This is a genomic window from Phytobacter sp., from assembly GCF_059074235.1.
Genome location: NZ_JCACPZ010000004.1, coordinates 1,562,349 through 1,575,562, shown reverse-complemented (window position 1 = coordinate 1,575,562; position 13,214 = coordinate 1,562,349). Strand labels below are relative to the sequence as shown.

The 13,214-nt window shown below is 52.7% G+C and carries 13 protein-coding genes; 9 read left to right on the top strand and 4 right to left on the bottom strand.

Annotation, left to right across the window (positions count from 1 at the left end):
- The first annotated feature begins 32 nt into the window (after window positions 1–32).
- The 3 genes from fkpB to rihC all read left to right on the top strand — a co-directional run bounded on the left by fkpB (window position 33) and on the right by rihC (window position 2,413).
- On the top strand, window positions 33–503 hold the full coding sequence (gene fkpB / locus AC5JPW_RS11375; protein WP_494240340.1) for an FKBP-type peptidyl-prolyl cis-trans isomerase: 471 nt from the start codon (window positions 33–35) through the stop codon (window positions 501–503).
- A complete protein-coding gene (gene ispH / locus AC5JPW_RS11370; RefSeq protein ID WP_494240338.1) occupies window positions 484–1,434 on the top strand; it encodes a 4-hydroxy-3-methylbut-2-enyl diphosphate reductase in 951 nt (316 codons plus the stop codon). Before fkpB ends, ispH begins: the two co-directional genes overlap by 20 nt.
- 64 nt (window positions 1,435–1,498) lie before the next feature.
- Window positions 1,499–2,413, top strand: a complete 915-nt coding sequence (rihC, locus tag AC5JPW_RS11365) for a ribonucleoside hydrolase RihC (RefSeq protein ID WP_494240337.1) — start codon at window positions 1,499–1,501, stop codon at window positions 2,411–2,413.
- Here rihC and AC5JPW_RS11360 read toward each other — a convergent pair.
- A complete protein-coding gene (locus tag AC5JPW_RS11360; RefSeq protein ID WP_494240335.1) occupies window positions 2,397–3,308 on the bottom strand; it encodes a LysR family transcriptional regulator in 912 nt (303 codons plus the stop codon). The genes rihC and AC5JPW_RS11360 overlap by 17 nt on opposite strands.
- 92 nt (window positions 3,309–3,400) lie before the next feature.
- Between AC5JPW_RS11360 and AC5JPW_RS11355 the strand changes: the two genes are divergently transcribed.
- From AC5JPW_RS11355 to AC5JPW_RS11330, 6 genes are all read left to right on the top strand, one after another.
- Window positions 3,401–4,030 carry an alanyl-tRNA editing protein gene (locus AC5JPW_RS11355; protein ID WP_494240333.1) on the top strand — a complete coding sequence of 210 codons (630 nt, stop codon included), beginning with the start codon at window positions 3,401–3,403 and terminating at the stop codon, window positions 4,028–4,030.
- A 283-nt stretch (window positions 4,031–4,313) separates the two neighbouring features.
- Window positions 4,314–5,135 carry a 4-hydroxy-tetrahydrodipicolinate reductase gene (gene dapB / locus AC5JPW_RS11350; protein ID WP_494240331.1) on the top strand — a complete coding sequence of 274 codons (822 nt, stop codon included), beginning with the start codon at window positions 4,314–4,316 and terminating at the stop codon, window positions 5,133–5,135.
- 455 nt (window positions 5,136–5,590) lie between these two features.
- Entirely contained in the window at window positions 5,591–6,739 is a 1,149-nt protein-coding gene (carA, locus tag AC5JPW_RS11345) for a glutamine-hydrolyzing carbamoyl-phosphate synthase small subunit (protein WP_494240329.1), read from the top strand.
- 19 nt (window positions 6,740–6,758) lie between these two features.
- Window positions 6,759–9,983 carry a carbamoyl-phosphate synthase large subunit gene (carB, locus tag AC5JPW_RS11340; protein ID WP_494240327.1) on the top strand — a complete coding sequence of 1,075 codons (3,225 nt, stop codon included), beginning with the start codon at window positions 6,759–6,761 and terminating at the stop codon, window positions 9,981–9,983.
- A 173-nt stretch (window positions 9,984–10,156) separates the two neighbouring features.
- Window positions 10,157–10,999, top strand: coding sequence for a hypothetical protein (locus AC5JPW_RS11335; protein WP_494241208.1), 843 nt, complete (start codon window positions 10,157–10,159; stop codon window positions 10,997–10,999).
- Window positions 11,000–11,132: 133 nt separating this feature from the next.
- Window positions 11,133–11,366 carry a YgdI/YgdR family lipoprotein gene (locus AC5JPW_RS11330; RefSeq protein ID WP_494240325.1) on the top strand — a complete coding sequence of 78 codons (234 nt, stop codon included), beginning with the start codon at window positions 11,133–11,135 and terminating at the stop codon, window positions 11,364–11,366.
- 53 nt (window positions 11,367–11,419) lie between these two features.
- On the opposite strand, the gene AC5JPW_RS11325 is transcribed toward AC5JPW_RS11330, so the two are convergent.
- Genes AC5JPW_RS11325 through idnO form a run of 3 tightly spaced genes read right to left on the bottom strand, consistent with a single transcriptional unit; the run spans window position 11,420 to window position 13,195 of the window.
- Window positions 11,420–11,893 (bottom strand): NanQ anomerase/TabA/YiaL family protein, encoded by a 474-nt coding sequence (locus AC5JPW_RS11325; RefSeq protein ID WP_494240323.1) that lies wholly within the window; start codon window positions 11,891–11,893, stop codon window positions 11,420–11,422.
- A complete protein-coding gene (locus AC5JPW_RS11320; protein ID WP_494240322.1) occupies window positions 11,890–12,420 on the bottom strand; it encodes a gluconokinase in 531 nt (176 codons plus the stop codon). Before AC5JPW_RS11320 ends, AC5JPW_RS11325 begins: the two co-directional genes overlap by 4 nt.
- A gap of 10 nt (window positions 12,421–12,430) precedes the next feature.
- Window positions 12,431–13,195 carry a gluconate 5-dehydrogenase gene (idnO, locus tag AC5JPW_RS11315; protein ID WP_494240321.1) on the bottom strand — a complete coding sequence of 255 codons (765 nt, stop codon included), beginning with the start codon at window positions 13,193–13,195 and terminating at the stop codon, window positions 12,431–12,433.
- Window positions 13,196–13,214 lie beyond the last annotated feature (19 nt).

Here is a 13,214-nt window from a genome sequence, read left to right as displayed (position 1 = left end):
CGCCATCAGGCCCAACAAGTGAGCAAACCTGCATGTCAAAATCTATACAGAGTAATAGCGCGGTGCTGGTTCACTTCACGCTCAAGCTCGAAGACGGCTCCACCGCTGAGTCGACCCGCAATAACGGTAAACCTGCACTGTTTCGCCTCGGAGACGCTTCGCTCTCTGAAGGGCTGGAACAACATTTGCTGGGGCTGAAAGAGGGCGAGAAAAAAGCCTTTTCGCTGGAGCCCGATGCTGCATTTGGTACGCCTGTACCCGACCTTATTCAATATTTTTCCCGCCGTGATTTTATGGATGCAGGTGAACCAGAAATCGGCGCGATTATGCTCTTTACCTCCATGGATGGCAGCGAAATGCCGGGTGTGATCCGTGAAGTGAACGGTGATTCTATCACCGTTGATTTTAATCACCCACTGGCAGGCCAGACCGTTCACTTTGATGTCGAAGTACTGGAGATTGAGCCGGTACTGGAGGGGTTGAATGCAGATCCTGTTGGCTAACCCGCGCGGTTTTTGCGCCGGGGTTGACCGTGCTATCAGCATTGTTGAAAACGCACTGGAGATTTACGGTGCGCCGATTTACGTCCGCCATGAAGTGGTGCATAACCGCTACGTGGTCGACAGCCTGCGCGAACGCGGGGCGATTTTCATTGAGCAAATCAGTGAGGTGCCGGATGGCTCGATCCTGATTTTCTCTGCGCACGGTGTCTCCCAGGCGGTGCGTAATGAAGCTAAAAGTCGCGATCTAACCGTTTTTGATGCGACCTGTCCGTTGGTGACGAAAGTGCATATGGAAGTGGCACGCGCCAGTCGCCGTGGTGAAGAGGCTATTCTGATTGGCCACGCCGGGCATCCGGAAGTGGAAGGTACAATGGGGCAGTACAGCAACGAGAAGGGCGGCATGTATCTGGTGGAGTCACCGGAAGATGTGTCGACGCTGGACATCAAAGATGTCGGCAAACTCTCGTTCATGACCCAGACCACCCTGTCCGTGGACGATACGTCTGATGTGATTGACGCGCTGCGTAAACGCTTCCCGAAGATTGTTGGTCCACGCAAAGATGACATCTGCTATGCCACTACCAACCGCCAGGAAGCCGTCCGTGCGCTGGCCTCACAGGCTGAAGTGGTACTGGTTGTGGGGTCGAAAAACTCCTCCAACTCAAACCGTCTGGCGGAATTGGCTCAGCGTATGGGCAAATCCGCGTACCTGATTGACGATGCCTCCGACATTCAGGAAGCCTGGGTCAAAGACATTAAGTGCGTCGGCGTCACCGCGGGGGCATCCGCACCGGATATTCTGGTGCAAAACGTCATTACCCGTTTGCAGGAGTTGGGCGGCGGTGAAGCCATTCCACTTGAAGGCCGTGAAGAGAACATTGTTTTCGAAGTGCCAAAAGAGCTGCGTGTGGATGTTCGCGAAGTCGAATAACTTTTTCACGCTGCAAGTATGAGAAGATGCCAGGCTAATGTCTGGCATTTTTTATGGAGGATTTATGCGCCTGCCGATTATTCTCGACACCGACCCCGGCATTGACGACGCGGCTGCCATCGCTGCTGCGCTGTTTGCCCCAGAGCTTGACCTCAAGTTGATGACCACGGTTGCTGGTAACGTCTCACTGGAAAAAACCACCCGCAATGTGCTGCAGCTACTGCATTTCTGGAATGCCAGCGTGCCCGTAGCTCAGGGGGCGGCGACCCCGTTGCTGCGCCCGCTGCGCGATGCAGCGAATGTGCACGGTGAATCGGGTATGGAAGGCTATGACTTCGTGGAGCATCAGCGCCAGCCACTTGCCAAACCGGCGTTTGAAGCGATTCGCGATGTGCTGATGGCTTCGCCAGAACCCGTAACGCTGGTCACTATCGGCCCGTTAACTAACATTGCGCTGCTGCTGACCCACTACCCGGAGTGCCAGTTTAATATTCGCCGTCTGGTGATGATGGGTGGATCGGCCGGGCGTGGTAACTTCACGCCCAATGCGGAATTTAACATTGCCATCGATCCGGAAGCGGCTGCCAGGGTGTTCAATAGCGGGCTGGAGATTGTGATGTGTGGTCTGGATGTGACCAATCACGCTACGCTGACACCTGAATATCTGGCGTCATTACCTGTGCTGAATGAGACGGGGAAAATGCTGCATGCGTTGTTCAGTCACTACCGTAGCGGCAGTATGACCACCGGTCTGCGTATGCATGATTTATGCGCAATTGCCTGGCTGGCGCGCCCCTCGCTCTTTACTCTGAAACCCTGCTTTGTGACGGTCGAAACGCAGGGAACCTGGACCGCTGGTACCACCGTAGTAGACATCGAAGGCAAGCTTGGCAAAACTGCCAACGCACAAGTGGCGCTGGAAATTGATGTTGAGGCGTTTCGTGCATGGGTCGCGGAGGTCATTAGTCTCGCACCCTAGATACCATTTTTTCACTCAGATAGTCGATCATGGCCCGCATGCGTGCGGGCATATGTTTCCCTGACGACCACAGTAGCCAAAGTTCCCCTGAATAGGCACTGATAAATTCCCACTCCGGCAGTACCTGCACGATCTCACCACTTGCCAGTTTCTCCCTGGCCGTAAACAGAGGCAGGCTGCCAATACCTAAGTGATTCAACACCGCATCCAGTCGTACGCCAGTGTGGTTTGCCGCATAGCGCCCGTGGGTTTGCAGCGTCTCGGTCTTGCCGTTTTTGCGGAATTTCCAGCGCGAATCAGCGGGGTTTTCTCCGAGACTGATGCAGCAGTGGTTGCGCAGATCTTCTGGTTTTTCTGGTGCACCGTGTAGCTTCAGGTATTCCGGTGTTGCACAAATAAGGTGGCTGACAGGCATCAAGGGTTTGCCATATAAACCGGGTGAGGGAGAGTTAGTTATTCGTAGCGCCAGATCGATGCTCTCATCAATCAAATCCATATAGCGATCTTCCAGGCGAAGACGCACGTTGACCAGGGGATAGCGTTCCAGAAATTCACTCATCAGCGGGTGAATAACAAAGCGACCTACCGCTTTTGGTACGCTGACGGTCAGCATTCCCTGGGCGATATTATGGACACTGCTGCCGGAATCCATCGCCTGCTTCGCCGCTTCAAGCATGATCTGCGCATGAGCATAGACGGCATTCCCGGATTCACTGAGCCGCAATTTACGTGTTGTGCGATGCAGTAATTTGTTGCCGAGCGCTTCTTCAAGCCGCGACACGCAGCGGCTCATTGCCGATGGTGTTGCCCCCGTCATACGCGCGGCAGCGGAAAAACTGCCCTGGTCAACGATCAGGACGAAGGTAGCAAGGTCCGGAAGTAAGGCGATGTTCATTTGTGTCTACCAGGCAAAGGTGCGTTGAAGGAATGGCAGATTATCGCGGTCGGGGAAAATAATATACTGCTTGCGATGAAAGGAGAAAACCCATGACACAACGAGATTACTACACGCGAGATGAGACCTCCGGGCAGGCACATGTCCTGCGCTGCATCCCTACGAGCGACGGTTTTTTTGATATTGAACTGGACGCGACACTGTTTCACCCCCAGGGCGGTGGGCAGCCCGCAGATAAGGGCTGGATTGGCGATGCATCGGTAGTGAGCGTGTTTAATGATGGCGACATCGTATGGCACCGCACGTCCATCGCGGTCGAGCCAGGGATGGTCATCATTCAGATTGATTCTGAATTGCGCGCCCTGCATGCTCGCTGGCACTCTGCCGGGCATTTGATTGGTTATGCAGGTGAAGTGCATGAATGGCGGCCTGTAAAAGCACATCACTGGCCTGGAGAAGGACGCATTACCTTTACAGGAAATAGTACGGGTGTTGTACCTGATGCTGCCAGGATTGAAGCGCAAATTTCGGCGTGGATTGCAGGCAAACTTCCAAGAAAAATTGAATTTATTGATGGCAAACGCGAAGTGCGTTTTGGGGAATTGCCCGCCTATGGCTGTGGCGGAACGCATACGCAGACATCCGGGGAGATAGGTCTGGTCACGCTCACCAGCCTGAAAATGAAAAAAGGGCAGCTTGTGGTGAGTTACAGGGTCGATTAAATCAGAAAGCTGACGTTTCCCGGTCAGTGATGAACGGGAAAAACAGTGGTATGCAGGGTGGCTAAGGGCCGCTTAAGCGAATAATCGTCTTCTTGCTTTCGTGGTCAGTGTCTCCTGCCAGTTTTGCCTCTTAAATCGCAACATGCGCACTCATGCCTTTTACTGATACTCCATGCTGTTTATCATTTAATTCTAATTATCGGCGTTTTCGGCTGGCAGCCCCAACGTGGGCTGGTTAATCTGGAAGCGATTGTCAGCATTTTATTAACAAAAGAGTACAACTATGCATGATGCACAAATCCGCGTGGCTATCGCGGGTGCCGGTGGTCGTATGGGCCGTCAGTTAATTCAGGCCACGCTGCAAATGGATGGCGTTCAACTTGGCGCAGCGCTGGAGCGTGAAGGCTCTTCCCTGTTGGGTAGTGATGCGGGAGAGCTGGCGGGCGTCGGCAAAACGGGTGTCACTGTCAGCAGCGACCTGCAGGCGGTAAAAGATGATTTTGACGTCTTTATCGATTTTACCCGTCCGGAAGGCACCCTCGTGCATCTGGCGTTCTGCCGTAAACATCAAAAAGGCATGGTAATTGGTACTACCGGTTTTGATGATGAAGGTAAACAGGCCATCAGCGATGCCGCGAAAGAGATAGGCATCGTCTTTGCAGCTAACTTCAGCGTGGGCGTGAACGTGATGCTTAAGCTGCTGGAGAAAGCGGCGAAAGTAATGGGTAACTATACCGATATTGAAATCGTTGAAGCCCACCATCGCCACAAAGTGGATGCGCCATCAGGTACGGCACTGGCGATGGGTGAAGCCATTGCTCATGCGCTGGATAAAGATTTAAAAGAGTGCGCCGTTTACAGCCGCGAGGGTTACACCGGCGAGCGTGTGCCTGGCACCATCGGCTTTGCCACCGTCCGTGCGGGCGACATCATCGGTGAACATACCGCGATGTTCGCCGATATTGGCGAGCGCGTAGAGATTAGCCATAAGGCTTCAAGCCGTATGACATTCGCGAATGGTGCCGTTCGTTCGGCATTGTGGCTGAAAGCGAAGAGTAACGGCCTTTTTGATATGCGAGATGTTCTTGATCTCAACAATTTGTAAAGTTTATTACCCATCGTGATGTGGTTATTGCAGTCGTAATGCATTGATTGCAAGGGCAATATTTTATTGCCCTTTTATTTTGTTCCTTTCATGTTTATTTTCTTCTATCCCTCTTATTTATTGGCGTTTTCCTCCTTTTTTTTGTTTCTCAAATGTAAATTTTGACCATTTGGTCCACTTTTTACCTCTTCGCCGTAGCCCAGATCGTTTTTATTGCCACGCAAGCGTTTACGTAGGCCGGTTAAGATGATCTTTTTGTCCTTAAATTCATGCTATTCTTTCCTGGGGCGCAAAAAGACATGAAAAATATGCGCTATAAGTTGACTTTTACCCCTCATGTCTCCAGAATGCCGCCGTTTGCAAAAAATTCGCGGCTACGCAGATTTGCATTGATTCAAGGCGTATATTTGAATTAATATGCAAATAAAGTGAGTGAATATTCTCTGGAGGGTGTTTTGATTAAGTCAGCGCTATTGGTTCTGGAAGACGGAACCCAGTTTTACGGTCGGGCCATAGGGGCAACAGGTTCGGCGGTTGGGGAAGTCGTTTTCAATACTTCAATGACCGGTTATCAAGAAATCCTCACTGATCCTTCCTATTCCCGCCAAATCGTCACTCTTACTTATCCCCATATTGGTAATGTCGGCACCAACGCCGCTGATGAAGAATCTTCTCAAGTTCATGCGCAAGGCCTCATCATCCGTGACCTCCCGCTGATTGCGAGCAACTACCGCAACACTGAAGACCTCTCTTCTTACCTGAAACGCCATAACATCGTGGCGATTGCTGATATCGATACCCGTAAGCTGACTCGTTTGCTGCGTGAGAAGGGTGCACAAAACGGTTGCATCATCGCAGGTGATAACCTGGATGCTGCACTGGCGCTGGAAAAAGCGAAAGCCTTCCCGGGCCTGAACGGTATGGATCTGGCGAAAGAAGTGACCACCGCCGAAACCTACAGCTGGACGCAGGGGAGCTGGACGCTGGAAGGCGACCTGCCGGAAGCGAAAAAAGAGAGCGAATTGCCATTCCACGTCGTGGCCTACGACTACGGTGCAAAACGTAACATCCTGCGCATGCTGGTTGACCGTGGCTGCCGCCTGACGGTGGTGCCTGCGAAAACCCCGGCGGATGAAGTGCTGGCGATGAATCCTGACGGCATCTTCCTCTCCAACGGCCCGGGCGACCCGGCACCGTGTGACTACGCGATCGCTGCTATCAAAACGTTCCTCGAAACTGAGATTCCGGTCTTTGGTATCTGCCTGGGCCATCAGCTTCTGGCGCTGGCGAGTGGCGCGAAAACCGTGAAGATGAAGTTTGGTCACCATGGCGGCAACCACCCGGTAAAAGATATCGACAACAACACGGTGATGATCACCGCACAGAACCACGGTTTTGCAGTGGATGAGGCGTCAATGCCTGCCAACCTGCGTGTTACGCACAAATCGCTGTTCGACCACACTCTGCAGGGGATTCATCGCACCGATAAGCCTGCGTTCAGCTTCCAGGGTCACCCTGAAGCGAGCCCCGGTCCGCACGATGCCGCACCGTTGTTCGACCATTTTATCGAGTTAATCGAGCATTACCGTCAGTCTGCTAAATAATCAGGAGCGAAAAAGAGCCATGCCAAAACGTACAGACATAAAAAGCATCCTGATCCTTGGCGCCGGCCCGATCGTTATCGGCCAGGCGTGTGAGTTTGACTACTCCGGTGCGCAGGCGTGTAAAGCGCTGCGCGAAGAGGGTTACCGTGTCATCCTGGTGAACTCTAACCCGGCGACCATCATGACCGACCCGGAAATGGCGGATGCAACCTACATCGAGCCAATTCACTGGGAAGTGGTACGCAAAATCATCGAAAAAGAGCGCCCGGATGCGGTTCTGCCGACCATGGGTGGCCAGACCGCGCTGAACTGTGCGCTGGAGCTGGAACGCCAGGGCGTACTCGAAGAGTTCGGTGTGACCATGATTGGTGCTACCGCCGATGCGATTGATAAAGCCGAAGACCGTCGTCGTTTCGATGTGGCGATGAAGAAAATCGGCCTCGACACTGCACGTTCCGGTATCGCACACACCATGGAAGAAGCGCTGGCGGTTGCCGCTGACGTGGGCTATCCGTGCATCATCCGTCCCAGCTTCACCATGGGCGGCACCGGCGGCGGTATCGCCTATAACCGTGAAGAGTTCGAAGAGATTTGTGAGCGCGGTCTGGATCTCTCGCCAACCAAAGAGCTGCTGATTGATGAGTCGCTGATTGGCTGGAAAGAGTACGAGATGGAAGTGGTGCGTGATAAAAACGACAACTGCATCATCGTCTGCTCTATCGAAAACTTCGATGCGATGGGTATCCATACCGGTGACTCCATCACTGTGGCACCTGCGCAGACCCTGACTGACAAAGAGTATCAAATCATGCGTAACGCCTCGATGGCGGTACTGCGTGAAATCGGCGTTGAAACCGGTGGCTCTAACGTTCAGTTCTCGGTGAACCCGAAAAACGGCCGCCTGATCGTCATCGAAATGAACCCGCGTGTTTCCCGTTCCTCAGCGCTGGCCTCTAAAGCCACCGGCTTCCCGATTGCTAAAGTGGCGGCGAAACTGGCGGTGGGTTACACCCTCGACGAGCTGATGAACGACATCACTGGCGGCCGAACTCCGGCGTCGTTTGAACCGTCCATCGACTACGTTGTGACTAAAATTCCTCGCTTTAACTTTGAAAAATTCGTTGGCGCGAACGACCGTCTGACCACCCAGATGAAATCTGTCGGTGAAGTGATGGCAATTGGTCGTACTCAGCAGGAATCCTTGCAGAAAGCCCTGCGCGGCCTGGAAGTGGGCGCGACTGGTTTTGACCCGAAAGTGAGCCTGGATGACCCGGAAGCACTGACCAAAATCCGCCGCGAGCTGAAAGATGCGGGTGCCGAGCGTATCTGGTACATCGCGGATGCCTTCCGTGCTGGCCTGTCCGTAGACGGCGTGTTCAACCTGACCAATATTGACCGCTGGTTCCTGGTGCAGATTGAAGAGCTGGTACGTCTGGAAGAGAAAGTGGCTGACGTGGGCATCAACGGCCTTGACGCTGATTTCCTCCGCCACCTGAAACGCAAAGGCTTTGCCGATGCGCGTCTGGCAAAACTGGCGGGCGTGCGTGAAGCGGAAGTTCGCAAACTGCGTGACCAGTATGACCTCCACCCGGTCTACAAGCGCGTGGATACCTGTGCGGCAGAATTTGCGACCGACACCGCGTATATGTACTCCACTTATGAAGATGAGTGTGAAGCAAACCCGTCCGTTGACCGCGACAAAATCATGGTTCTCGGCGGCGGCCCGAACCGTATCGGTCAGGGCATTGAGTTCGACTACTGCTGCGTACACGCCTCGCTGGCGCTGCGCGAAGACGGTTATGAGACCATCATGGTCAACTGTAACCCGGAAACAGTGTCGACGGACTATGACACCTCTGACCGTCTCTACTTCGAGCCGGTGACCTTTGAAGACGTACTCGAAATCGTGCGCATCGAGAAGCCAAAAGGCGTAATCGTGCAGTACGGTGGTCAGACTCCGCTGAAACTGGCGCGTGCGCTGGAAGCGGCGGGTGTGCCGGTTATCGGTACCAGCCCGGATGCAATTGACCGTGCTGAAGACCGTGAACGTTTCCAGCAGGCGGTTGACCGTCTGAAGCTGAAACAACCGGCTAACGCCACCGTCACCGCGATCGAAATGGCTGTCGAAAAAGCGAAAGAGATTGGCTACCCGCTGGTGGTTCGCCCGTCCTACGTTCTCGGTGGTCGCGCAATGGAAATTGTCTACGACGAAGTTGACCTGCGTCGTTACTTCCAGACAGCCGTCAGCGTGTCTAACGATGCGCCAGTGCTGCTGGACCGCTTCCTTGACGATGCGGTAGAAGTGGACGTAGATGCTATCTGCGACGGCGAAAGGGTGCTGATTGGCGGTATCATGGAGCACATCGAGCAGGCTGGCGTACACTCCGGCGATTCCGCTTGTTCTCTGCCAGCCTACACGCTGAGCAAAGAGATTCAGGATGTGATGCGTGAGCAGGTGCAGAAACTTGCCTTCGAGCTGCAGGTGCGCGGTCTGATGAACGTGCAGTTTGCGGTGAAAAACAACGAGGTCTATCTGATTGAAGTGAACCCGCGTGCTGCGCGTACCGTGCCGTTCGTCTCCAAAGCCACCGGTGTTCCGCTGGCGAAAGTGGCTGCACGCGTTATGGCAGGCCAGACGCTGGCTCAGCAGGGCGTGACCAAAGAGATTATCCCGCCGTACTACTCTGTTAAAGAAGTGGTGCTGCCGTTCAACAAGTTCCCAGGCGTTGACCCGCTGTTAGGGCCAGAAATGCGCTCTACCGGGGAAGTGATGGGCGTAGGTCGCACCTTCGCAGAAGCCTTTGCCAAGGCGCAACTGGGCAGCAACTCCACGATGAAGAAACAGGGCCGTGCGCTGCTTTCTGTTCGTGAAGGCGACAAAGAGCGCGTGGTGGATCTGGCGGCAAAACTGCTCAAGTTTGGTTTTGAGCTGGATGCCACCCACGGTACCGCGATTGTACTGGGTGAAGCTGGCATCAACCCGCGTCTGGTGAACAAGGTGCATGAAGGCCGTCCGCACATTCAGGACCGTATCAAGAATGGCGAGTATACCTACATCATCAACACCACCGCAGGTCGTCAGGCGATTGAAGATTCCAAGCTGATTCGCCGCAGCGCACTGCAGTACAAAGTGCATTACGACACCACCCTGAATGGCGGTTTCGCAACAGCGATGGCCCTGAATGCCAATGCGGTTGAGAAAGTGATTTCAGTTCAGGAAATGCACGCGCAGATCACCAAATAAGTTGTCATGAATTAACCAAAAGCCAGCGTAAGCTGGCTTTTTTTATTCCTGCCCCCCCAAATTTAATAGCCAATTTCTTTTTCACTCCCGCGTGACCATCCTTTACCCTTAAATCGTGTCGTTTAATGAGTCCGTCTTTCACGTTCAAGGAGAAACACGTGTTTAAAAGAATCATGCTGTTGGCAGCCTGCATAACATTGACCGCCTGCTTTGGTGATAAAAAAGAATTTCTTATCGATAACCCGACCGGGCAACCATTAACTATTGCGATCGACGATCAGAAAATAACGATCCCGGCAAAGGAATCGCAAAATATCAAACTCGATGCGGGTCAACATACGCTTACGCTGGAAAAGGGTGAAACGGTAAAATTCAGCGTGTTTGAGGCCTGGCCTGGTTCCGGCGAGAGCGGTCTCATCAATCCTACCCGTACCCGCTATATTTATGTGGTGCAAAAGTATCTGGCGCAAGGGGTACAGCCCGCCGGTGAAAATAGTGATGTTCATACTTTGACTATTGATGGGCGGACCGTCACCGGCCCGTTCAACGATCTGGGAAGCGAACTGTTTATTGATAAATTTGCAAATCAGTGGGAACTGAATCCGACAGAGTCTTTCCCACAATCGATGTCATCCACATCTAACGATAATTACAAAACCAAGATTTTCCGCAGCGAGGATTTTAAACATTATTATGATAATGAATTTTCTCCGTCAGCTGACTACAGTCAAAATATGCGTATCACCGAGTCACGTTACCAGCCGCCTGAAATAACTGCGCATTTCAACTCTTCTGAACTTCAGCAAAACCTGGATGCCGCCAGCAAAATTTATACAGCCTTTATTCACGCAGAATCGGCAAGTGAACAAAAAGATTTGCTGAAGGAGTTTGAAAAACAGAACCGCGAGAAATGGCGTAATCCTAAAACGGGTGGGGGGGAATTGACCCGTTATTATGAAATTATGACTAACCTGAATCACACGATGATGAGCTCAATTCTCGAGCTTAAGCCGTAACGTCATCTGGCCGGGCAACTGTGCTTCAGAATGCCCGGTCTCGGAACCTTCTGTATTTCCATAAAATTTCAGGACGTTAAACTAAAATAGTGAGGTATGTAATCTAATCCATCTGAAAGCAGGGGAGAACACCATGCGATCGAAACTACTATTAACGTCCATTTTTGCTGCCGCCACGTTGTTTACCGTTGCGGGCTGTTCATCTAACCAGGCAGTGAAAACCACTGACGGCAAAACTATCGTGACCGATGGCAAGCCGGAGGTTGATGAGGATACCGGTCTGGTCTCTTACAAAAATGCTGAGACCGGTAAAACTGAGCAGATTAACCGTGATCAAGTGAAAAACATGAGTGAGCTGGATAATTGATACCAGCCGCTAAGCGAGAAAAGTCCCGCCGGTATGCGGGACTTTTTTATGGGTTACGCAGTGAGAAGTGCCGCGTCGATTTTGACCACGATTTTGCGCAGTGCGGCAGGCGTTTCAAGGGCACACATTGGGCGATGCAGCTCAAGCGGGAAGATAATGGCCAGCTCTTCAGGTTGTAGGTGAATCAGTGTTTCACTGTCAATGCGATGACAAAATCCCAGATCGTGAGCGGTATTAAACGGCTCGCTCAGATCCAGCGGCAGACCCGTCACTCCGGCACCGACCACCTCTTCTCCCGTCAGTACGATATGAATATCAATGTACTGACGGTGAAATTCCGGGCGTTGTTCGTCAATCAGACGGGTATGCCCTTCAACCACGGAAAAGAAAACGCTGTCCCCCTGCAACGGGTATTTCCCGGTGGGCAGCGTGTGGGGCGCTTTGTCGATGATGGCTTGTAGCGTCTGGCGAATAATGGCCGGATAAATCGGGTTTACCGCGCCTGCGGATAAGGTATCAACTATCATGCGGGAACATCCTGCTTAACATGGTTTCGTAACAGTAAAAGGCTTTGCGACACGAGGGTGGCGACCGGAGGTGCGATATCGACGGCGATGATGTCCGCTTCGTCTTCAGTGGGCAGCTCAAGTGCTGCGAACTGACTTTTTAGCAACGCCTCCGGCATAAAGTGCCCCTGACGCTGGCGCATGCGGTCCAGCACGCAGTCGTAATCCCCTTTTAACCAAAGGAAACGCACGTTGTTGTTGCCGTGGCGCAACTGGTCTCGATAGCGTTTTTTTAACGCTGAACAGACCAATACACCGGATTCGTTTTTCTGCTCAAGGCTGAAAATGACGTCGGAAACGCGCTCCAGCCACGGGAGACGGTCGTCATCATTCAGTGCCTGGCCCGAGGCCATTTTGCGGATGTTCTGCCGGGGATGAAGATCGTCCCCATCAATAAACTTGGCCTGCATTGCCTGCGCTAACGCCAGGCCCACTGTTGATTTCCCCGTACCGGAAACCCCCATTAAAATCACGCACTGACCTGCCATGATTCGCTCCTTACACCGCGACCAGCATGCCGCCGTCAACAAACAGCAGATGGCCATTGACGAAGTTGGAGGCTTTTGACGAGAGGAACACCGCCGCGCCCACCAACTCTTCCGGGTTGCCCCAGCGGGCGGCCGGAGTACGTTTGCACAGCCACTCGGTGAAGGCTTTGTCATCAACCAGCGTTTGCGTCATGGCGGTCTGGAAATAGCCAGGAGCAATGCCGTTGACCTGGATGTTGTATCGCGCCAGCTCAACACACATACCACGGGTGAGCATTTTCACTGCACCTTTGGCGGCGGCATACGGGGTGATGGTGTCGCGACCAAGCTCGCTCTGCATGGAGCAAATGTTGACAATTTTGCCCTGTTTGCGGGTCATCATGCGTTTTGCGACGGCCTGAGAGACTAAAAACACGGCGGTCTGGTTGACGGCAATGACTGCATTCCACTCTTCAACGGGGAATTCGGTAAAAGGATGACGACGCTGAATGCCGGCATTATTAAATAACACATCGATCGGGCCGATATTGCTTTCAATATCCTCAATGGCTTTTTCTACGGATTCTGCATCGGTAACATTAAATACCGAAGTCCAGGCCGTTGCCCCTTCATCACGTAATTTCATCGCGGCCTGCTCAGCACGCTCTGCGGAAATATCGTTGATGATAATTTCTGCGCCAGATTGCGCCAGACCCTGGGCCATGACAAAGCCGATCCCCTGACCTGAACCCGTAATTAAAATGCGTTTGCCATTTAAACTAAAAAGATCGTTCATTGTTATTTCCTGCCCAAAT